Source organism: Ruminococcus flavefaciens, assembly GCF_900119075.1.
GTDB lineage: Bacteria > Bacillota > Clostridia > Oscillospirales > Ruminococcaceae > Ruminococcus > Ruminococcus flavefaciens_Q.
Genome location: NZ_FPIP01000002.1, coordinates 128,006 through 148,083 on the forward strand (window position 1 = coordinate 128,006; position 20,078 = coordinate 148,083).

Annotated in this window: 23 protein-coding genes and 1 tRNA gene; 21 read left to right on the top strand and 3 right to left on the bottom strand. The window is 45.5% G+C overall.

The window, feature by feature from the left end:
• Nucleotides 1-8: 8 nt before the first annotated feature.
• On the bottom strand, nucleotides 9-557 hold the full coding sequence (gene hpt / locus BT105_RS03380; RefSeq protein ID WP_028516243.1) for a hypoxanthine phosphoribosyltransferase: 549 nt from the start codon (nucleotides 555-557) through the stop codon (nucleotides 9-11).
• Nucleotides 558-805: 248 nt separating this feature from the next.
• Here hpt and BT105_RS03385 point away from each other — a divergent pair, with 248 nt between their 5' ends.
• The 20 genes from BT105_RS03385 (at nucleotide 806) to BT105_RS14935 (ending at nucleotide 14,758) form a co-directional block, all read left to right on the top strand.
• Entirely contained in the window at nucleotides 806-1,111 is a 306-nt protein-coding gene (locus BT105_RS03385) for an STAS domain-containing protein (protein WP_072299421.1), read from the top strand.
• A 12-nt stretch (nucleotides 1,112-1,123) separates the two neighbouring features.
• Nucleotides 1,124-1,561 carry an anti-sigma F factor gene (spoIIAB, locus tag BT105_RS03390; protein ID WP_072299422.1) on the top strand — a complete coding sequence of 146 codons (438 nt, stop codon included), beginning with the start codon at nucleotides 1,124-1,126 and terminating at the stop codon, nucleotides 1,559-1,561.
• Nucleotides 1,551-2,210, top strand: coding sequence for a sigma-70 family RNA polymerase sigma factor (locus BT105_RS03395; protein WP_072299423.1), 660 nt, complete (start codon nucleotides 1,551-1,553; stop codon nucleotides 2,208-2,210). The genes spoIIAB and BT105_RS03395 overlap by 11 nt, the downstream gene beginning before the upstream one ends.
• 134 nt (nucleotides 2,211-2,344) lie before the next feature.
• The gene (locus BT105_RS03400) at nucleotides 2,345-2,827 is read left to right on the top strand and encodes a SecY-interacting protein Syd (RefSeq protein WP_143186536.1); all 483 of its coding nucleotides are present in this window, start codon (nucleotides 2,345-2,347) and stop codon (nucleotides 2,825-2,827) included.
• Between the two features lie 155 nt (nucleotides 2,828-2,982).
• Nucleotides 2,983-4,905 (top strand): cellulase family glycosylhydrolase, encoded by a 1,923-nt coding sequence (locus tag BT105_RS03405; protein ID WP_072299425.1) that lies wholly within the window; start codon nucleotides 2,983-2,985, stop codon nucleotides 4,903-4,905.
• Between the two features lie 212 nt (nucleotides 4,906-5,117).
• Nucleotides 5,118-6,920, top strand: a complete 1,803-nt coding sequence (lepA, locus tag BT105_RS03410; protein ID WP_072299426.1) for a translation elongation factor 4 — start codon at nucleotides 5,118-5,120, stop codon at nucleotides 6,918-6,920.
• A gap of 16 nt (nucleotides 6,921-6,936) precedes the next feature.
• A complete protein-coding gene (locus tag BT105_RS03415; protein WP_072299427.1) occupies nucleotides 6,937-7,359 on the top strand; it encodes a hypothetical protein in 423 nt (140 codons plus the stop codon).
• A gap of 1 nt (nucleotide 7,360) precedes the next feature.
• Complete coding sequence (locus BT105_RS03420; protein ID WP_072299428.1) at nucleotides 7,361-7,699, top strand: hypothetical protein; 339 nt, start codon at nucleotides 7,361-7,363, stop codon at nucleotides 7,697-7,699.
• Complete coding sequence (gene hemW / locus BT105_RS03425) at nucleotides 7,696-8,790, top strand: radical SAM family heme chaperone HemW (RefSeq protein WP_072299429.1); 1,095 nt, start codon at nucleotides 7,696-7,698, stop codon at nucleotides 8,788-8,790. Before BT105_RS03420 ends, hemW begins: the two co-directional genes overlap by 4 nt.
• 41 nt (nucleotides 8,791-8,831) lie before the next feature.
• Nucleotides 8,832-9,167, top strand: coding sequence for a cupin domain-containing protein (locus tag BT105_RS03430; protein WP_028516254.1), 336 nt, complete (start codon nucleotides 8,832-8,834; stop codon nucleotides 9,165-9,167).
• On the top strand, nucleotides 9,167-9,613 hold the full coding sequence (locus BT105_RS03435; protein ID WP_072299430.1) for a GNAT family N-acetyltransferase: 447 nt from the start codon (nucleotides 9,167-9,169) through the stop codon (nucleotides 9,611-9,613). The genes BT105_RS03430 and BT105_RS03435 overlap by 1 nt, the downstream gene beginning before the upstream one ends.
• A 12-nt stretch (nucleotides 9,614-9,625) precedes the next feature.
• Nucleotides 9,626-10,060: a GNAT family N-acetyltransferase gene (locus BT105_RS03440; RefSeq protein WP_072299431.1), complete on the top strand. Its 435-nt coding sequence runs from the start codon at nucleotides 9,626-9,628 to the stop codon at nucleotides 10,058-10,060.
• A 9-nt stretch (nucleotides 10,061-10,069) separates the two neighbouring features.
• Complete coding sequence (locus tag BT105_RS03445) at nucleotides 10,070-10,570, top strand: GNAT family N-acetyltransferase (protein WP_072299432.1); 501 nt, start codon at nucleotides 10,070-10,072, stop codon at nucleotides 10,568-10,570.
• 97 nt (nucleotides 10,571-10,667) lie between these two features.
• A tRNA-Met gene (locus tag BT105_RS03450) sits at nucleotides 10,668-10,744 on the top strand.
• 350 nt (nucleotides 10,745-11,094) lie between these two features.
• Complete coding sequence (locus BT105_RS03455) at nucleotides 11,095-12,423, top strand: AAA family ATPase (RefSeq protein WP_072299433.1); 1,329 nt, start codon at nucleotides 11,095-11,097, stop codon at nucleotides 12,421-12,423.
• Nucleotides 12,395-12,994: a hypothetical protein gene (locus tag BT105_RS03460; RefSeq protein ID WP_143186537.1), complete on the top strand. Its 600-nt coding sequence runs from the start codon at nucleotides 12,395-12,397 to the stop codon at nucleotides 12,992-12,994. The genes BT105_RS03455 and BT105_RS03460 overlap by 29 nt, the downstream gene beginning before the upstream one ends.
• A 129-nt stretch (nucleotides 12,995-13,123) precedes the next feature.
• Nucleotides 13,124-13,477, top strand: a complete 354-nt coding sequence (locus BT105_RS03465; protein ID WP_072299435.1) for a hypothetical protein — start codon at nucleotides 13,124-13,126, stop codon at nucleotides 13,475-13,477.
• A 69-nt stretch (nucleotides 13,478-13,546) separates the two neighbouring features.
• The gene (locus tag BT105_RS15165; protein WP_072299436.1) at nucleotides 13,547-13,756 is read left to right on the top strand and encodes a hypothetical protein; all 210 of its coding nucleotides are present in this window, start codon (nucleotides 13,547-13,549) and stop codon (nucleotides 13,754-13,756) included.
• Between the two features lie 57 nt (nucleotides 13,757-13,813).
• Nucleotides 13,814-14,572 carry a hypothetical protein gene (locus BT105_RS03475; protein WP_072299437.1) on the top strand — a complete coding sequence of 253 codons (759 nt, stop codon included), beginning with the start codon at nucleotides 13,814-13,816 and terminating at the stop codon, nucleotides 14,570-14,572.
• Between the two features lie 45 nt (nucleotides 14,573-14,617).
• A complete protein-coding gene (locus tag BT105_RS14935; protein ID WP_177243918.1) occupies nucleotides 14,618-14,758 on the top strand; it encodes a hypothetical protein in 141 nt (46 codons plus the stop codon).
• A 394-nt stretch (nucleotides 14,759-15,152) separates the two neighbouring features.
• Here the strand turns inward: BT105_RS14935 and BT105_RS03480 are convergent, their stop codons facing one another.
• Nucleotides 15,153-17,735 (bottom strand): dockerin type I repeat-containing protein, encoded by a 2,583-nt coding sequence (locus tag BT105_RS03480; RefSeq protein WP_143186538.1) that lies wholly within the window; start codon nucleotides 17,733-17,735, stop codon nucleotides 15,153-15,155.
• 200 nt (nucleotides 17,736-17,935) lie between these two features.
• Nucleotides 17,936-19,105: a glycosyl hydrolase family 18 protein gene (locus BT105_RS03485; RefSeq protein ID WP_072299439.1), complete on the bottom strand. Its 1,170-nt coding sequence runs from the start codon at nucleotides 19,103-19,105 to the stop codon at nucleotides 17,936-17,938.
• A 153-nt stretch (nucleotides 19,106-19,258) separates the two neighbouring features.
• Here BT105_RS03485 and BT105_RS03490 point away from each other — a divergent pair, with 153 nt between their 5' ends.
• Nucleotides 19,259-20,029: a DUF4253 domain-containing protein gene (locus BT105_RS03490; protein WP_072299440.1), complete on the top strand. Its 771-nt coding sequence runs from the start codon at nucleotides 19,259-19,261 to the stop codon at nucleotides 20,027-20,029.
• Nucleotides 20,030-20,078 lie beyond the last annotated feature (49 nt).

Below are 20,078 nucleotides of genomic sequence, written 5' to 3' on the forward strand. Positions count from 1 at the left end.
GCCTCACCTCATTCCGCAAATTCTGCTATATACGGCAGATTGCGGTAGAATTCACCGTAGTCCAGTCCGTAGCCGATAACGAAGTAGTCGGGGATAGTGAACAGCGAGTAGTCCGCTTTAAGGTCTACCACGCGGCGGTCGGGCTTGTCAAGGAGAGTTATGACTTTCAGTGAAAGAGGATTGCGGACGTTGAGTATCTTGATTATCTCGTTGAGAGTACGTCCCGTGTCGATGATATCCTCGATTATGACTACGTGATACTTGCTGATATCGTGCTTCAGGTCCATAGTTATCTCAACGTGTCCCGTGGAGACCGTGCCCTCAAAGTAGCTTTTTGCCGCCATGAATGCTATCTCACATGGGACTGTTACTGCGCGGCAGATATCAGCCATGAATATGAAAGAGCCCTTGAGTATGCTGACCAGCAGTATAGGCGAGCCGTCGTAAATGGAGTCTATCAGAGCTCCTGCTTTTTTTATTTCCTCGCGTATCTGCTCCTCGGAGATGATAACGCGCTTTATTTTGCTTTTCCAGTTTTCTGTGCTGTCGAATCTCATAATAAACTCCTCCTAAACTGATATGATATTACATAATAATTATAACATTAAAATATGAATATTTCAATGTTTTTTCAAAAATATAACAGGTATTGATTGGAAATTGAGAATTACTGTGTTTCCTTTGCGGACGTATCTGAAATGAGGAAATTTTATGCGGATATGGAGTTTCGACATAATATTACTCACCTCGGTGGTATAATATTCCATAAAAAGGCTGTCAGTGGCAGTGAAAAGGAGGCAAAGCAATGAAAATAGACATAAAAAACGACAACGGAGCGGCAATCGCAAGGCTCAGCGGTGAAATTGACCACCACAACGCAAAGGAGCTCCGCACCGAGATAGACCGCTTCATAGTGACGGCTCAGCCCCGTGAGCTGGCTATAGACCTCGGGGGCATAACGTTCATGGACAGCTCGGGTATCGGGCTCATTATGGGCAGGAGCAAGCTCATGAAGGAGTGCGGCGGCAGGCTGGAGGTGCTGAATCCTCAGCCCTATATCAGGCGCGTACTGCGGCTTGCAGGCATAGAGCGCATAGTCAAAATAAGATAAAGGAGAAGAAAAATGGAAATACTCAACGAGATAAAATTCATAATGCCGTCCCTTTCGGTGAACGAGGGGGCGGCGAGAGCAGTGGTGTCCTCATTTCTGATACAGGCAGATCCCACGGTGGAGGAGCTCTCCGACATACGCACTGCCGTATCTGAGGCGGTGACAAACGCGGTAGTTCACGGCTACAGGCACAAAAAGGGCAATATCGAGCTGACTGTGCGGCTTCTGCCCGACAGAGTCATATACATACGCGTCAAGGACAAGGGCTGCGGCATAGAAAACGTGGAGCAGGCTATGGAGCCTCTGTTCACCACAGCTCCCGAGGAGGAGCGCTCGGGACTGGGCTTTTCCGTCATGCAGTCCTTTATGGACAAGCTGAAAGTAAAAAGCACTCCCGACAAGGGCACTACCGTTACCATGAGAAAGAGGCTCTCTGCTCATGGGGACTGAGGTAAAGCAGCCTGTCGCCGAGGAGAATCTGGGGCTTGTCCACCTCTGCGCAAACCGTTTCCGAGGGCGCGGAATAGAGTACGACGACCTGTACTCCGCAGGCTGTATCGGGCTTCTCAAAGCCGTGAAAGCCTTTGACTGCGGCAGGGGAGTGAAGTTCTCCACCTATGCCGTACCTGTCATACTGGGCGAGATAAAGCGGCTTTTCCGTGACGGGGGAGCTATCCGCGTCAGCAGGAGCTTGAAGGAGCTTTCCATGCAGCTCCAAAGGCTCTGCGAGGACTTCCGTCAGCGCGAGATGAGAGAGCCGACCATAGCGGAGCTGTCAAAGCTTTCGGGAGAGAGCGAAGCTGACGTATCCGAGGCGCTTTGCGTTAGTCAGCCCCTGCTTTCACTTACATCGGGGGACGATGACGAGGGACAGACCGACATACCTACGGAGTCTCCCGACGAGAGCATAACCGACCTGCTGGCTCTGCGGCAGATAATGGCTCAGCTTGAAGCCAATGACCGCGCATTGCTGGAGCTGCGCTATTTCAAGGGGCTCACCCAGTCAAAGACCGCAAAGGCTCTGGGTATGACGCAGGTGCAGGTATCGCGCCGCGAAAAGAAGCTCCTGAACTATATGCGTGAGGAGCTGCTGAAATAGGGGAATTGACTTTGGCGCTGTGTGCTGATATAATAATAAAAAATCAGTAAACGGAGGAAACGCCATGTCAATGAAAGAAGCATTCGATACCTACTTTGAAAAAGCCGCAAACGCTGTCATTTTTTCTCAGAAAAATGCCGTATATCGAAAAACTTAGCCATACCGGACTGTATCTGAACGATACTCTTGATAATGAGAGCTATGCAGAATGGACACCCGTTTTGCAGGATAAGCCTGTGGACTTTGCCAAAGCCGAAAGCATACTGGGATTCCGTGTATCCGAACAGATAAGGGAATATCTGTCGGTATACTGGTTTCTGCCCCTTGACGGGCATTTTGACAGCGAGATCGGCACTATAGGGGTGACTCTTGATATGCTTGTTCCCGATACCGATATATCGGAGCTGCTTGCGGTAAACTTCAATTTCGAGGACACGAATTACCTTAATGAGCACAATTGGCTGAAAATAGGCGGCTGCTCCATAGACGGCGACGACGGATGGCTGGTAATGGCGGATAACGAAACCGACAAGGTGCTGGCAGTTCAGCCTGTTGACAGAAAGTCGGTGCACCTTGCAGATTCCATAGAAGAGCTGTTGATAAAAATGGAGCTGTGATACTCTCTTTTGATTCAAACTTTTTCATTGCATCGTGAAAATATGATAAAATGCTGCAATTATTGCGGAAACACGCAAATATCGTTGACATTTCATGTGAAAAGGTTTATAATGGACTTACCAATATTTTTGCAGAAAAGAGAGGGAAAAACACTATGGCAACTTCATTTTTCAAAAAGCTGCTTGCTGCTGTTTCTGCGGCGGCAGTAGTGCTCGTGCCTGCTTCGCAGTCGCTGCCCGAAAAGAACAGCAACACAGCGCTGGCTGCTGATACAAGCGGCGATGACTGGCTCCATGTAAACGATAAAGCACAGATCGTTGACAAGGACGGCAATGAGGTATGGCTCACAGGCGTAAACTGGTTCGGCTACAATGCAGGACGTCAGGTATTTGACGGTGTATGGTCGAAGAATATGCACAGTATGCTCAACCAGATCGCAGACCACGGCTTCAATCTTCTCCGTGTGCCTATGTCCACACAGATAATCCTTCAGTGGAAGAACAAGGGCTCCGATAAGGGCAGCGGCGTCGGCGAAGTCAACATGATGGTCAATCCTTACGAGAACCCCGAACTCACCGTAGAGGGCGGAGTTGACGGCGAAGGTCAGTACACACTTATGTACAGCTTCGACATCTGGAACAAGGCTGTTGAGTGGTGCAAGGAAAACGGTATGAAGATCATGATCGACATACACAGCGCTACCTCAGCTTCAATGGGACATCAGAAGCCCCTCTGGTACGACGACAACTTCTCAGAGGACGACTGGCTGGAAGCTCTCGAGTGGTTCACAGAGTATTACAAGGACGATGATACTATCATCGCTATCGACCTCAAGAACGAGCCTCACGGCAAGCCCGAGGAGGGCTCATTTGCCAAGTGGGACGATTCAAAGGACGCTAACAACTGGAAATATGCCGCAGAAAAGGGCGCTAAGGCTTGCCTCAAGCACAACCCGAATCTGCTCATTATGATAGAGGGTATCGAGTGCTACCCTGACTTTGCAAATGGTGCAGACTGGACAACCCCTGCCGTTGACTATGCTCACTATGACGAGCCTTCAAAGATATTCGGCGCATGGTGGGGCGGAAACCTCCGCGGCGTAAAGGATCACCCCGTTGATATCGGCGAGTTCAACAAGCAGATAGTTTACTCACCTCACGATTACGGTCCGCTGGTATGGTCACAGAAGTGGTTCTACATGGACGACGCTTCCAAGACATTCGACCGTCAGTCGCTTCTTGACGACTACTGGTACGATACATGGGCTTACCTCGTTGAGGAGCAGAAGTATCCTCTCCTCATAGGCGAGTGGGGCGGCTTTATCGACAAGGAGCACGATCCTACAGGCGAGAACAAGCACTGGATGCAGGAGCTCCGCGACTACATGATAGACAAGCACATCAACCACACATTCTGGTGCTTCAACGAGAACTCAGGCGATACAGGCGGACTTGTATACGACGACTTCGGCAAGTGGGACGAGGAAAAGTACGAATTCGTAAAGCCTTCACTCTGGCAGACAGACGGCGGCAAGTTCATCGGTCTTGACCACTCTATCCCACTGGGACAGGGCGGCAACGGTATCTCACTCAGCGATTACTATTCGGGTAATACCAATCCTACACCAAGAACTACAACAGCTACAACTACTAAGGTAACAACTACTACAACGACCACAAAGGACGTTACAACTACAACTACTACTGCGACCACTACTGCTCCGAAGAAGGATACCACTACAACAACTACTGCAACAACTACAGCTCCGAAGCAGGAGACAACGACTACAGTCACAACAACTTACCCACTTGTCCCCGGTACTAAGGACAATACAGTATGGGGCGACGCCAATAATGACGGCAGCGTTGATATGTCTGACGTAGTTCTTATAATGCAGAGCCTTGCAAACCCGAACAAATACGGTCTCAAAGGTTCTGACAAGAATCATATAACATCTGACGGACTCTACAGTGGTTCTGTTGTCAAGAGAAACGGCAGCGTTACTACTGAGGACGCTCTTGAGATACAGCTCTTCCTACTCGGAAAGCGCACAAGTCTCGGTCCTGCTAAGGCATAATTAAAGGATATTTCGGCACGGTTTTTACCGTGCCGATTTTTTATGTTGGGAAAATTCTTAGCTCTTAGTTTTTAGTTCTTAGCTCTTAGTTCTTAGTTCTTATTTCTAATCACTAATCACTAATTACTAATTACTGTGCAAAAACTCTTTACAAACAAAGGACTTTCTGATATAATTATACTGAGTAAATATGTTTGAAAAGAGGTAAAACATTGGCTAACGATAAGATCAGAAATTTCTGTATCATTGCGCATATAGACCACGGCAAGTCAACACTTGCCGACCGTATCCTCGAAAAGACCGAGACCGTGGCTATCCGCGATATGGAGGATCAGCTCCTCGACAACATGGACATCGAGCGTGAGCGCGGTATCACCATTAAGGCTCGTGCGGTACGTTTGAAATATACCGCCAAAGACGGCGAGGACTATATCTTCAACCTCATCGACACCCCAGGTCACGTTGACTTCAACTATGAGGTCTCACGTTCTCTTGCTGCCTGCGAGGGAGCTATCCTCGTTGTTGACGCTTCGCAGGGTATCGAGGCTCAGACTCTGGCTAACACCTATCTGGCTATCGAGCACGACCTTGAAGTCGTTCCCGTTGTCAACAAGATAGACCTGCCCTCTGCCGATCCCGAGAGAGTTTGCAGCGAAGTCGAGAACGTCATCGGTATTCCTGCTATGGACGCTCCGCGGATCTCTGCGAAAATGGGTACAAATATCGAGGAAGTCCTCGAAAGGATAGTTACCGATATCCCTGCTCCAAAGGGCGATACCGAGAAGCCGCTGAAAGCGCTTATCTTCGACAGCTACTACGACTCCTACAAGGGCGTTATCATCTATGTCCGCATAAAGGAGGGCAAGGTCAAGGTGGGAGACAATATCCGCCTTATGGCTACGGGAGCTGTTTTCAATGTGGTTGAGGCAGGCTTCATGGACGCTTCAAACCTTGTGAACAATGGCAGTCTTGAAGCAGGCGAGGTCGGCTACATTGCCGCTTCTATCAAGAGCATTGGCGATACACAGGTGGGCGACACCGTTACCAACGACGAATGCCCCTGTGACGAGCCGCTCCCCGGTTACCGCAAGGTAAATCCTATGGTATTCTCTGGTATTTATCCTGCTGACGGTGCTAAGTACGGCGACCTCCGCGACGCTCTGGAAAAGCTACAGCTCAACGACGCTTCGCTGTCTTTCGAGCCCGAGACTTCTATTGCTCTGGGATTTGGATTCCGCTGCGGATTCCTGGGACTTCTCCATATGGAGATAATTCAGGAGCGCCTTGAACGTGAATACAATCTTGACCTCATCACAACTGCTCCCTCTGTTATATACAAGGTAACCCTTACCAGCGGAGAGGTGCAGTATATCGACAATCCTACCAACTACCCCGATCCTGCTCTCATTCAGACAGCAGAGGAGCCTATGGTAAAGGCAAGCGTTCTTTCGCCCTCGGAGTTCGTTGGAAATATCATGGAGCTCTGTCAGGACAGACGAGGAATTTTCAAGGACATGAAGTACCTTGACGATACCCGTGTTGAGCTCCACTATGAGCTGCCCCTTAACGAGATAGTGTACGACTTCTTTGACGTGCTGAAATCACGCACCAAGGGCTATGCTTCATTCGATTATGAGATGATGGGCTATGTTCCAAGCAAGCTTGTAAAGCTTGATATACTCCTCAACGGCGATGTGGTGGACGCTCTCAGCTTCATTATCCATACGGACAAGGCTTACGCAAGAGCCCGTAAGATAGCTGAAAAGCTCAAGGAAAACATTCCCCGTCAGATGTTTGAGGTGCCTATTCAGGCAGCTATCGGCGGCAAGATAATCGCCCGTGAGACCGTTAAGGCAATGCGCAAGGACGTTCTTGCAAAGTGCTACGGCGGCGATATCTCGCGTAAGAAGAAGCTGCTCGAAAAGCAGAAGGAAGGTAAGAAGCGTATGCGCCAGCTGGGTACCGTAGAGGTTCCGCAGGAGGCATTCATGAGCGTTCTGAAGCTTGACAGCTGAGAACGGGAGGCTTATTATGATAAACTATATCATTTTCGGAGTGCTTGCCGCGATATGCTTTGTGAGTATCATCGCAGTTGCGGCTGAGTACGTTGTGCCGAAAAATACAGGCGCAGGACGAGTTATCCGCGCTGTGAGGATAAGGCTTCGTGAGAAGTCGCGGACAAGCTTCTGCGTGTCTGCCATAGTGATACTTATCTTTGCACTTGCAGCAGGCGACGACGAAATGCGAATAATACTTGCGGCTCTGGCTGTTATGCTGCTGACGCTGATAGTTCTCCACCCCGAGGACTTCCTCAGCATTTTCAGACACCGCAGAAAGGCAGGAAAAAAGAAGCGTCTGGGGCTTACTCCAAAGCTTGCAGGCGAAGTGCCCGAGGCAAGGCTTGCAAAGGTGCTTGAACCCATAGAGATAGAGAACGAGAAAGGAAATGAATAATATGAGTATATACAATTGTCCGCACTGCGGCGCAAAGAGCTTCAATCCCCTTAGCAAGGCTATGGCAGGAACTATGAAGTCAAAGGGAAAGCCCTGTATGAAATGCGGAAAGCTCTGCGTGAACGGCAAGAGCGCTACCACATTCAGCGCGATATTCTGCCTGATAGCTTTTGCGGCGGTAATTTACATCTATATCCACGGCGCAGATAACGAGTGGATGTTCACACATGAAGCTCCTATGGTAATCGGACTTATACTGTCCATGCTCGTAGTACCGAGGATAGCAAATGCGTTTTTCTTCAAGATGACGCCATCTATCCGTGTCGATTATACCCAATGAGCAGGCTGGGTATCTATATTCATGTACCGTTCTGCGGCAGGAAATGCGCTTACTGCGATTTCTATTCCGTGAACTGGTCAAAATCGGCAGCCGTGGACTATACCGCGGCTGTTCTGCGTAATATACGCCATTACGGCGATAAAGCGCGGACTGTGGACACGGTATACTTTGGCGGCGGTACTCCGTCCCTGCTGACGGCGGAGCAGATAAGCAGCATTATCTCTGAGATAAGAAGCTGCTTTGCCCTTGAAGAATCGGCGGAAATAACCCTTGAAGCCAATCCATGCACACTCAGCGCCGAGAAGCTTGCGGAGCTCCGCAAAATCGGCATTAACCGCCTGTCCATAGGCGTTCAGTCAATGATAGACAGGGAGCTGAAAATACTGGGGCGTATGCATACTGCCGAGAGAGCGGAGCAGGCTGTCCTTGAAGCGGCAAGAGCAGGCTTTGACAATATCTCCTGCGACCTGATGATAGCCCTGCCCGACCAGAAGCCTGAGGATATGCGCTTTTCAATCGACAGGCTGGCGGCTTTGCCCATACAGCATATCTCCGCGTATATCCTGAAAGCCGAGAACGGTACGCCCTTTGACTGCGCGGAGATTCGGGACAGACTCCCCGATGAGGACAGTACCGCGGAGCTTTACCTTGCCATGGTGGAGCTTCTCGAAAAGCAGGGCTTTATGCAGTATGAGGTGTCCAATTTTGCGAAAGAGGGCTTCGAGAGCAGGCATAATACCCGATACTGGAAGTGTCTGGACTATCTGGGCATAGGTCCTGCGGCGCATTCCTGCTATGAGGGAAAGCGCTTCGCAGTGGAGCGCGACCTATCGGCATTTATAGCCGCCGACGTTCAGCAGGTGACAGTTACCGATGAATCGCCCTGCGGCTTTGAGGAGTTCGCAATGCTCCGTTTGAGGCTGAAAGAGGGACTTATCCTTGATGACGTCCCCGAGCACAGGGCGGAGCTGCTGAAAAAGCTGCCGCCCCTTTTAAAGGAAGGCTATGCCGAGACCGACGGGGAGCGTATTTGGCTCACGCCAAAGGGCTTTCTCATGTCAAATTCTGTGATAGAGTATCTTGTGTTTTGAAAAATAACTGAATAATAGCTGAACTACGATAGGAGAATACTATGGAATTTCCCGATTTTATGAAAAGAGCTGCAAATAAAATACCTGCCGACCAGCAGAATACTCCCGATATCGAGGGCTACTACTATACCGCTGCTGACGGCAGCCAGATGGCTTTCTGGACTTACCTTGCGGACAGAGTCTCAAAGGAGCACGTTCACGATTACGACGAGTACATGATTTGCGTGGAGGGGGAGTACACTGTCACCATAAACGGCGAAGCTACGGTTCTTCACGCAGGGGACGAGCTGTTTATCCCCAAGGGTACGGTGCAGGGCGGCAGCTGCAAGGCAGGCACAAGAACTATCCACGCTTTCGGCGGCAGGAGGGTGAAATAATGCCTGTGATAAAGCCGTTCAGTCCCCATATGCAGGGAGCAGTGGTTCGGTTTCTGAGGGAGGTGTTCCCAGAGTCGGGAAAGGTATTCGAGCCCGAGGGCAGACACGCCGCTTTTGGAGATATAGAGCGGAATTTCATAGGCTTCTGGTGCCTGCTGGACAATGATGAAATCATCGGCACTGTGGCTGTGAAAAGGCTCAGCGATGATGTCTGCGAGCTCAAGGGTATGTACATTTATAAGAAGTACCACGGGCAGGGATTTGGACGCAGACTGGCGGAAACTGCTGTGAACTTCGCAAGGGAAAGGGGCTTCGGGAAAATGGTTCTTGATACTGTTTCAACCTATGAAAATGCCCTGAGACTTTATGAAAAGTTAGGCTTTGTTCCTACCGAGCGATATAACGATAATCAGAAGGCGGACGTTTTTATGTCCATGGAACTGTGAGAGGTGAGGAATATGATAAGAGAAATTACAAGAGATGATTTCGACGGACTTCTGAGGCTCTATATGGAGCTTCACGATAACCCTTTCCCCGAAAAAGACGAGCACGTCATGGCTGTCTGGGAGCGGATAATCTCCGACAATGACCACCATATCATCGTTGCCGATGAGGACGGAGTGATCGCGGCTTCATGCGTTTGCGTCATTATCCCTAATCTTACACGCAGTCAGCGCCCCTATGCGTTCATTGAGAACGTGGTGACCTCCGCGAAATACCGAAGAAAGGGGCTTGCCACAGCTTGCCTTGACTACGCTCGTGAGCTGGCACGGAAAGAGAATTGCTATAAGATGATGCTGCTGACAGGCTCAAAGGACAGGGGAGTTCTGGAATTTTATGAGAAGGCAGGGTATAACAGCAGCGATAAAACTGCATTTATCCAGTGGCTGTGAGGTTTTACTATGATTTTAAGACGTTTTGAAGCCGCTGACGGTGCGGCTATCCTAAGCTGGATAAAAGACGAGCGGGAGTTCAGAATGTGGAGTGCCGACCGTTTCGGAGATTACCCGTCGGCTCCCGAGAAGATCTCCGCTCATCATGAGATTTGCTCGCAGTCGGGAAGCTTCTTTCCGCTGACTGCTGTCGATGAGGTCGAAAATGTGGTGGGACATCTGATACTTCGCTATACTGATGACGAAAAAACGGAAGTTCGGTTTGGCTTCGTCATCGTTGACAGTTCCAAAAGAGGAGAAGGTCTGGGCAGGGAAATGCTGGAGCTTGCCAAGAAGTTCGCGGCAGATGAGCTTCACGCCAAACGCCTCTCACTGGGAGTTTTTGAGAATAATCCTGCGGCGCTTAAGTGTTATAGGTCGGTTGGCTTTTCGGAGTGTGCAGGCGACGGCGAGTTGTTCGAGGTTCTCGGTGAGAACTGGAAGTGTATCGAAATGGCAATGGATATATGAACATATTGTTAAATCAAAAAAATATCTCGTTCGCGGTTGACTTTTTTGTTTCACTGTGATATAATAATATAGTCGCAGATGATGTGACGCTATTTATCGCGGTGTGGAGCAGCTAGGTAGCTCGTCGGGCTCATAACCCGAAGGTCGTTGGTTCAAATCCAGCCGCCGCAACCAGAAATTTGGCACTATATTGCAAAATATAGTGCCTTTTACTTTTGCCTGAATATAGGCTTGTATTGGCTGTCGAGAGCTGTTTGTGGGATCGATTTTGCATCATCTTGCAAACTGTTATATTTTTTGATTATATGCTTCAAAAAGCAAAAATACAGCCAGTGTACAGCTACGCCGAAAATTTCTCTCGAAATATCGTGGAATGCCGCTCTGTACATATGGTAATATTTTGTGATTTGTTAACCTTGGTTAACAAATCTTGAGCTTTTAATAAGATTGTATGATATTTGATTATTGACGTATATTATTATTGATGATATAATTAGGATATAAATATAGTTGAGGTGATTTACATGGCAAGTATTCTTATACAAAATTTCGGTCCTATTAAGAAATGTAAGCTTAATATATCGGATACTAATTTCATGGTTATTACAGGAAGACAGGCTTCAGGAAAAAGTACTGTCGTAAAGAGTATATACTTCTTCAAAGCTGTCAAAGAAGTGCTTATGGAATCTCTTAGAAAGTATTCTATATCAGGCGATGAGTTGTTTAAAAATGCGTATTACACAAATTTTTCTGGATATTTCAGAACTAATCTGCGTACAAGGTTTATGGAGCTTTTTGGCACATCTCAGAATATGGAAAAATCAATGAAAGTAAGATACGATTATTCTGAAGATGTATATATCGAATTGGGTGTAAAAAACAGAAAATTTGATAATACAGGGAAAAAGATATATAATTACCTTGAGGTCACTTTTGGAAGTCCTATTTTTACTTTCCTAAATCAAATAAAAATGCCGTTGACTTCTGATGATATTAAGAAGTTTTATGACGAGTTTGAAGATTTGATTGATGATCATTATACTCCATATTTTGTTCCTGCCGGCAGATGCCTTATGTCTCTATTGACTTCACAGCTTAATTATTTCATGATATCCATGGATGATCATCAGAAAAAACTTATGGATTATTGTACGCGTAAGTTTATAGAAATAATTTCAAAGCTCAAGGATATGTTTTCATCAGGAATGGATTTTATTGCTTCGGACAATATGTTTGGCAAGAAAAATGCTGAGTTTAAAAAAGTACTTAAACTGATGAATCAAAAGACGAAGGAGATACTTAAGGGCGAATATAGGATCATAAACGGAGAAGAACGTCTTTATCTTAAAGAAGATAATGAAAAGTATGTAAAGATAAACTATACATCTTCCGGTCAGCAGGAAATTCTGTGGATAGTGAATCTGCTGTACTATATCGTCTCCAGTAAAACCAAAGCATTTATTATTATTGAGGAGCCTGAATCACATCTTTATCCTGATGCGCAGAAGGTCATAATGGAATTGATCGCTATTGCTGCCAATAACGGATGTCAGATAGTAACTACTACTCATAGTCCGTATGTTTTGGGTACACTGAATAATCTGAAATTTGCAGCGTATCTTGCAAATAATTCTTGTATAAAAGATGAAGTATATAACATCATTCCAGAGGCTATCTGTCTTGATTCGCTTGAGGCTTATTATGTACAGAATGGCGGAATTGAACTATGTCTTGAGGATATGGACGGAGAGCTGATCGATAACACCTTGATTGACGGAGCATCTCAGCTTATTAATGATAATCTTGACAGCTTGTTCGAACTGTATGGCAGGCTTTTTGAAAGCGAGGAATAAGCTGATGTTGTTTACAGACGGTGATTACGTTGAATCCAATGATAAACGCAGTATAGTGGCATTAAAGGAAAATGCTGCAAGAATAGAATTGCGTAATACTAAAAGTATACAAGTTATTGATTATAAGCTTGATAAGGGCATAATACCTGAGAAAGACAAAGCTGATAAAGATTTTTTTAAATGTGATCATATAGTTGAATGTCTAAATGATGATGATAAAATAGTATATGCTGTAGAATTGAAAGGCGAAGACGTTCCTCATGCTCTTGAACAGCTTACTTCAACTGTCAAGCTGCTTTTTGAACCTGATTATAGAAAAAACTGCAAGCCTTTTCTGAAAGTGTGTAATAATAGCGAAATAGAAGCATTAAAAGGCAAAATGATAAGACTCAGAGCGGTTTCGCCTAAACCTGGAAGCAATATGAGAAAAGATAATGGCAAAAAACGTTCTGCAACACATAATGTCAAATATGCAAAAGAAGGTGAACTTAGGCAGGCTTGTATTAGGTATAAAATCAATTTCGATATTGATAGTATCGTTGTTAAAACAGGACACAGTGAGAACATTTGATTTTGAGAATTACATAATTAAACATAATTTCAATGGCCTTGGCGACGTCATCTCAAAGGAACATCAGCAAATAATAAAAGCTGCAATTGATTACAGATATGAAAAACTGCTGAACGGAGGTATCATACTGTGAGAGAATATACGATAAAAAGCACCAGAAAAGGCAAGGATTATATCTGGGGAACGCTTTATTACAGCGATAAAACATCAAAATTCCGTATAAAGTTTCGCTGTCCGTCCGATGAAATGAGAAAGGACAAGCCGCCTGCAATGATACACAGATTTATGACCAACGGCAGAATGAAGCTTGACTCAGAATTGTCCTCACTTTGGGTAAGCGATCGTATAATTCCCAAGGACAGGCAGAATATAGCGGATATTCTCCGTGAGAACAATCTGTCAACATATCGTGAGATAGATATGCTTGAGCTATGTATGGGTAGATGTACTCTTGATGATATTTATCTTACAAGAGAGAAATAAATTGATAGGGCCAATTGAAATATGATGTGCTCCCCGTCAAGTAGGCAGAGGAAAAGCAAAAATAATTCTATGTATTATAAAAGGCATCCGGTGATAGTTGTGCAGGATGCCTTTGTATATCTATATAATAAAAAATTCAAGTCCAAGCGCTCAGCATGGCTTTCTTCGCCTGTGCAAGAATCGACAATCATAAGGGCGCACAGGATTATTTACAGCGTTTTGTCTGCGCCGGAGGGGATAAAAGCGTTAGAGGCAATGCTTGATTTAGAAAATGACTGACCGCAATAAAGCGACATCCGGTCAGAGCAACCAAATGCATGGAAAGGAATCAGATAAATGTTGAAAAATTTGTTTCAGGATCGTGAGAACTCCGGAAATATCATTGTAAAAGCCCCGAATAAAACACTTTTGGAGTCCATATATCAGTACAATGACAAAATAGATAGATTCGAGAAAAATATAAAAAGAGCAGCGCTGCTATTTGTCATCATTATGGCAGTAATCTGGATTGGCGGAGACATAGCCGGAATGAACTCGAATCTTGTGCTGATGTTTGGTCTGTTGACTATTTTCGGATATCCGTTGATATTGGTGATGGGGGTGATATGGGTAAGCAGACCATCGCTGAAAAGAAAATTTGAGGAAATGTCAATGCTGGCTGGCGGTGAAATGGACGTACCTGATGATGCAATTGAAATTGAAATGTTATTTCCGAAAATTGTTTCAGATGATTTTAATCAAAAAAAGAATCTTCTCTTTGATAACAGCCTGCAACTTGTCTATGCAGACACCGAAGCATTGTACTTTGTAGATGTGACTGGAACTGCAAAAATATCTTATTCGCTGATGGAACCGTGGATAGATGCCGAAAACAATGCAAGGATTAAGCATTGGATTCAGAATAAAAAGCCGTCTGCTTATGCGAAGGATGGTGTGAAAAAGAAAGGAAGGCTGATCTCACTGATACCTTTTGTAGGGAGTTTTTTTTCGGATCATTATTTGATTCCATACAAATATACAGTTCTTCATACAAGCAACGATGATTACTTGGTTTGTATTCCTGTATATGAAATGGGGAAGATTCAAAACCTTTGATCTTGATTAAACGTTTAATTAGACATTAGAAATGGAGTATACAAAATGTTTGAATTCATAGGTTTTGTAAAAGAGGATTATAAACATGAACATGAATCACTGCCCTGCAATGCAAGAATAATTCCAGAAGAGGCATCGAATTTAAAGAGAATAACTGCCGGATTAATGGGGATTGCAATAGGATAATTGAATATAAGAACTAAGGCAGCGTTTGGCTGCCTTTTAGTTTTATATGTTGCTTTATGTATATAAAGTACCTCGTCAGCTGCCACGTTTTAAAAGAAGACAATGTTTAACGAGCTAGTTTAACGTTTTTTCTGCCGATTTGTCTTTTATTCATTATAGAACGTAAAAGGAACTCCGCCGGAAGCATTTTCCTGTGAATCATACCAGTAAGCTTTATTATCAGCGGCCATGAAACTTATCGTACCGCTGCCGTCCGTATAATCTATCGTATAGAAAGTGCTTCGACCGTTATGAGAAGAAAGCTTCTCTCAAATGATCAGGCGCAGGCACAGTAAATATTTTCAAATAATAACCGCAGACGAAGCATTTTTTCGTCTGCGGTTCTGTTTTTATATCAGTAAGTCAGATCGTACCTTGATACGCCTTTTTCGAGAGTCTTTATAGACCAGACGTCAGGACCTGCGGGAGTGTAGCTGGAAAGCTTGAGGTACTCCTGTATCTCCTCGCAGTCTATCCAGCCAAGTACATCTCCTGAGGTGAATATCTCGAGAAAAGCAGGCTTTCCGTCGCTGTCGCTGCCGATAAGGTACAGTGTGGACTGTCCCGCGTCAAACATCTGTCCTATCATTTGACCGGGCTGATCATTAAGATGCTTGTCCAGCTCACGGGAAAGCTTTCTCGTTCTGCCTACAAGCTGGTCGGGCAGATTCTTTCCGGAAGCATTTTCACTCGTCATCATGGCTGTCAGTCTTTCGTACCAGTTCTCGTCGTAACCTATCCTGAACAGCTCGTCATATGTATTCTTATCCGTTCCGTTTTTGGAACTGTCATAGGACATCCTGTATGCGGCTCCGTTCTCATCATATAAAGTCATAGCCTGCTGTCTTCCCCAGGCAAAATTCTGAGAAACAACAAGCAGCATGGGCTTGGGATCCGCAACAAGTCCGTAGGAGCCGCCCTCACCCTTTACAACCTGCTTCTTCATGCTGAGCAGATCGAATATGTCGAGAACTCCGTCTTCGTTCATATCTGCATTCTCAGGCTTTCTGAGCTCGCCGCTGCCCAGGATCCATTTTTGAAGGACAACCACATCGGAAATTCCGAAGACACCGTCATAATTGCAGTCTCCAAGGATAAGCGGATCGCACTCCTCCCTGCTGATTATGCTCGGGATAAGATCGTTATCGAACCTGACAGATACCTCTGAGTCCTTGGGCTCATACTCGCTCTTTCCACCACTGTAGCCGAAATCTGCAGTCAAGGTACCCGGCCTGTCTCCCTTATAAAGCAGCACTCTTGCATAGGGAGCGCCGAGGATATCAACCAGCTGCGCATTCTCAAGATGGTAATCGAAGCTCTTTTTCAGCTCGGGTATGCCATCCTGTGAAAGATCAATGCTGAAAGCATTGCTGACTGAGCAAAATACCAGGTACTCATCATGGACGGAGATATTGCCGTTCTTTTTTATGTATTCCCTTGTCTCGGCGATAGTATCCGGCACCCAGCTGTAGAGATCGGTCTCGGTTATAACGCCGTCCTTGTCTATACTGAAGCTGAGGTTTAAGTTTTCTCTAGAGCTGCTTCCAATATTACCGCGGTAGTCATCGAAGTACACGGACAGCTTTGAAGACGGCTTCGGCTTGAATACATTGACGCTGTAGCGTATCTCCTTATTGACGTATTCCAGCTCCTTTTCCGTAATACCAAGCTGTTTCAGTTCCGAGAGGTATTTTTCATATGCCTCCGAGGAGGTGTCCTCGGGCTCCGGGAACGTAAAGACCTTTGAGTACACCTGACATTCATACGGATTGTATTCTTCTCCGTCCAGCAGATCCATATATATCCTCTTTGAAAGTCCCTTGCCGTTTCTGTCAGACCTGCGTATACAGCATACATAGCCGTCTGCAACATATGACGCGCCGTGCTCATTTTCAAACTTCACGGTCTGAGCATAATCCGTAGGAACCCATTCCGGAAGATCGCTGCTGTTCTTGACGATCTTGAAGTCCAAACTCTGAGCCTCGTCATTTTCAATAGTAAAGTTGCTGCTTATCACTTTATTTACCGTATTATCAAAGCGGACATGGCTGAAATCAACATCGCACTCGCCACGTGAAACAGGCTCGTACATCTTTACTGTCATTACGGGAGCACCGTCTGGAGCATTGCTCATATCAGCCAGCTTTTCACTGACAGTATAGCTTATGACCTCCTTCACCTGAGCATCGCCTTTTTGCTCCATTTTCAGTTCCTCTCCTGCCGAGCTCAATACATCGCCGCAATAGATCAGATAATTGTTGAAGACGCAGACATTTCCGTGTTCCGTTATGAAGTCATTATACTCTTCAATGCTGTCAGGCATGAATTCAAAGATATCCCGCTGTCTTTGGTTGAAAATAGTGGTCTGATAACCGAATTTATAGGTGTTCGAGGAAGTGACCACAGGAGTTTCTCCGTCATACCAGCCCTCCTCCAGCGTCACATCTATATATGAAAGAACAGGTCTATATACCTCGATTCTGAAGTAATTGTCCAGCTCTTCTGTATCCTCGGATATTCCTGCTGCCTTCAGTCTTTTATAATATTCCTCATATGCCTCCGTGTCGCTCTTGTCGGGAGCGTCATCGGGACTGAAGTTTATTTCTCCTGAAAAGGCATATTGTACATTTACGGATGACTTGTCGGACAATGTACAATCCATGGCATAATAAGCATTAGGCGCCTTTGAACGCTGCTGTATAACGCAGACATACTCGCCCTGCACAAAGGTGGCACCATGCTTGTTGATGAACTCAAATGCATCCAGATAGTTCTTCGGTACCCAATCAGGAGCATTGATAGCAGCAAGCTTTTCGGGAAACGACACACTGACATCAGGACTCACACCGACCGCAGCCGTCGTCACTGAAGAGGCTCCTGCAGAAAGCATCACCGCCGCCGAAGCCGCAAATGATAATAAACGTTTAAAAATACTCATATCTAACCTCCTTGCGTGTATTTTCCTTTACACATATTATAACGTCTGAAAATTGACGATGTGCGGCTGAAATTGTAAATATCCTGTTAATTATGCTGCAAGATGGAAAACTTCCGCTCCCCGCAGAAAAACAGGAGCAGCCCCACGCCGCAGCAAAAGCTGTTCAGTGAAAATAAACCCGCTGAACATATACTTTCCATTCATAGTATTTCCTTTGTAATTGATCGACCTGCTATAAGACGTTTTCTCATTGCGCATAGATCGAATACATCAAGTCTGTCGTCCTCGCAGAGATCTCCGGCTTTCCAGTTTTCCAGTTCAACATCGGAAACAGCAAGCAGCCACTTCTGCATAAGCACAAGATCGGAGACGTTGAAGCTGCCGTCAGCGTTTACATCACCTGCAATGAAAGTTTCACCTCTGAGAGTATCACTGATGACCTTCAAAAGCGACTTTTCGCCCTTTGCGTCCTGTGTGAGCTCCCAAATCATGATACCGCCATAGCCTTTCGCCAGCTCTGCTTTCTTAGCTATCGTAGCAGCTCCGTTGTATGCGATATCGTTGTAGTTGTCGGCATTATAATACTCGCCGTCTTTGCTCACTATATCCGCAAATGACATATATGAGTTCCAGTCAAGCTCACCGTCAGATGTATAGCCTCTGCCGTAAAACGGTACACCGAGAACCAGCTTCTCTTTAGGAATTTTCTTTTTTGCTGAGAAGTAATCGAGGCACTTGCCAGAGTATTCATACGATGCATGGGAGTATCTGTCCTCGTCATTGTCATATGCCATAATATTTACGAAGTCGAACAGTGCAAAGGTTTCGGGAGTGACTTTTTCAGCTACCCACTGAGCTGTAGCTGTGGACATCTCCATATTTCTTTCGTCACAGAGAGCACGTAGCTCCATACACCAGTCTCCGTAGAAATTCCATATTTGATGATCAGAACCCAGCTCGATATCAAGATCGATACCGTCAAAGTCGTAGCTTTCACAGTAATTCATAATATTCGCATTGAATGCTGTTCTCTTATCAGCTGTGTCAAGGTGTTGAAGATAACCGTCACAGCCATCGCCGCCGCCCAGTGCAGCAAATACTTTCACATCATTGCTGTGTGCATCAGAGATAATGCTTTTTAATTTGCTTTCGGGAATATTACAGTGCAGCTTGCCATTTTCATCGGGATTGCAGAAGGCGATGTTGATATGTGTCAGCTCACTGAGGTCCAGCTCACTGAACGGACGATAGTTCCAATCGGGAAGGTAACCGACTATCCTATGCTTTGCTTCACTTTCTGCTGCCGATGAATATGTAGGAATCAAAAGAACTGCTGCGGCAGTTACGGCGATTATCCTGTGTGTCTTCATACAGAACCTCCTTTTTGGCATATTTGGCCATGGGGACTTCTCCTTATGTTTAGATAATTTTATTTTATCATATTTTAGTATATATGGCAATATCCAATATCTTGAAAAAATAAGGAGTATGTGGTATAATGGTAAAAAACAAGGAGTACGGATATGGGACTATTTTCAAAGCTTTTAGGGAACAAAGAGCAGCCACTGGTGCAGCCGAATGATAATGCAAAACAGATAGCGGAACTTACTGGCTGTGAATGTAAAAATATAAGCGGCTTTCTGAACAGCGATAGTATAATGAAGCTATATAAAGATGAATCGGAAAAGGGGCAAAGAGAAGGATATATACCGGTAATACTTGTGCTTAATGGTCATCTTCTTGAGATGATACAGTGCAATTACAAAGACAATGGCGGAGCCGAGAGTTACAGGAGCAAGATGCTTAGCGCCGATATATCTCATGGAGAGTCCTTCTTAAAACAGCGCTTTGATGAGAATACGGAAATGTTTGAGGAAGACTTTGGTGATGATGATATATATGGCGAATACACCGACGGCGTAACGCCTGCTTTAAACTTTCTGAGCACTGATAATAATGAAAAGCTTATTCTTGCCAGAATCCCTGCGAATAAGCCATGGGAAGTCTTCGCGTGGATACCTTTCGGTGGTTGGAATGAATGCCCTGATACCGAAGACATGATGGCAGTCTGCAAGTATTGGCATGAGAAATATAAAGCTGTGCCTGCTGTTATTTCAAGCGATGAACTACAGATGTTTCTTTCTGCTCCGATAAAAAGTATAGATGAAGCCTTGAAAGCAGCTGAAGAACATTACGCTTTCTGCAATGATACTGTGGATCAGGGAGCAGGTACGATAAAAGCACTTGCCAGTACACTTAAGGATTCAAACGTCTGGTATTTCTGGTGGGACTGATACATTTCAAAGCTGCAATTATAACTGAATATAAGAACTAAGGCAGCCC

Excerpts from the sequence above, each read along its gene's own strand:
- BT105_RS03415 (WP_072299427.1), top strand. The coding sequence starts at position 6,937 with ATGATAAACTATATCATTTTCGGAGTGCTTGCCGCGATATGCTTTGTG.
- BT105_RS15165 (WP_072299436.1), top strand. The coding sequence starts at position 13,547 with ATGTATTATAAAAGGCATCCGGTGATAGTTGTGCAGGATGCCTTTGTA.
- BT105_RS03485 (WP_072299439.1), bottom strand. The coding sequence starts at position 19,105 with ATGAAGACACACAGGATAATCGCCGTAACTGCCGCAGCAGTTCTTTTG.
- BT105_RS03455 (WP_072299433.1), top strand. The coding sequence starts at position 11,095 with ATGGCAAGTATTCTTATACAAAATTTCGGTCCTATTAAGAAATGTAAG.
- BT105_RS03420 (WP_072299428.1), top strand. The coding sequence starts at position 7,361 with ATGAGTATATACAATTGTCCGCACTGCGGCGCAAAGAGCTTCAATCCC.
- BT105_RS03435 (WP_072299430.1), top strand. The coding sequence starts at position 9,167 with ATGCCTGTGATAAAGCCGTTCAGTCCCCATATGCAGGGAGCAGTGGTT.
- BT105_RS03405 (WP_072299425.1), top strand. The coding sequence starts at position 2,983 with ATGGCAACTTCATTTTTCAAAAAGCTGCTTGCTGCTGTTTCTGCGGCG.
- BT105_RS03475 (WP_072299437.1), top strand. The coding sequence starts at position 13,814 with ATGTTGAAAAATTTGTTTCAGGATCGTGAGAACTCCGGAAATATCATT.
- BT105_RS03480 (WP_143186538.1), bottom strand. The coding sequence starts at position 17,735 with ATGAGTATTTTTAAACGTTTATTATCATTTGCGGCTTCGGCGGCGGTG.
- BT105_RS14935 (WP_177243918.1), top strand. The coding sequence starts at position 14,618 with ATGTTTGAATTCATAGGTTTTGTAAAAGAGGATTATAAACATGAACAT.
- BT105_RS03430 (WP_028516254.1), top strand. The coding sequence starts at position 8,832 with ATGGAATTTCCCGATTTTATGAAAAGAGCTGCAAATAAAATACCTGCC.
- hemW (WP_072299429.1), top strand. The coding sequence starts at position 7,696 with ATGAGCAGGCTGGGTATCTATATTCATGTACCGTTCTGCGGCAGGAAA.
- BT105_RS03395 (WP_072299423.1), top strand. The coding sequence starts at position 1,551 with ATGGGGACTGAGGTAAAGCAGCCTGTCGCCGAGGAGAATCTGGGGCTT.
- hpt (WP_028516243.1), bottom strand. The coding sequence starts at position 557 with ATGAGATTCGACAGCACAGAAAACTGGAAAAGCAAAATAAAGCGCGTT.
- BT105_RS03460 (WP_143186537.1), top strand. The coding sequence starts at position 12,395 with ATGGCAGGCTTTTTGAAAGCGAGGAATAAGCTGATGTTGTTTACAGAC.
- BT105_RS03385 (WP_072299421.1), top strand. The coding sequence starts at position 806 with ATGAAAATAGACATAAAAAACGACAACGGAGCGGCAATCGCAAGGCTC.
- spoIIAB (WP_072299422.1), top strand. The coding sequence starts at position 1,124 with ATGGAAATACTCAACGAGATAAAATTCATAATGCCGTCCCTTTCGGTG.
- BT105_RS03445 (WP_072299432.1), top strand. The coding sequence starts at position 10,070 with ATGATTTTAAGACGTTTTGAAGCCGCTGACGGTGCGGCTATCCTAAGC.
- BT105_RS03490 (WP_072299440.1), top strand. The coding sequence starts at position 19,259 with ATGGGACTATTTTCAAAGCTTTTAGGGAACAAAGAGCAGCCACTGGTG.
- BT105_RS03400 (WP_143186536.1), top strand. The coding sequence starts at position 2,345 with ATGCCGTATATCGAAAAACTTAGCCATACCGGACTGTATCTGAACGAT.
- BT105_RS03440 (WP_072299431.1), top strand. The coding sequence starts at position 9,626 with ATGATAAGAGAAATTACAAGAGATGATTTCGACGGACTTCTGAGGCTC.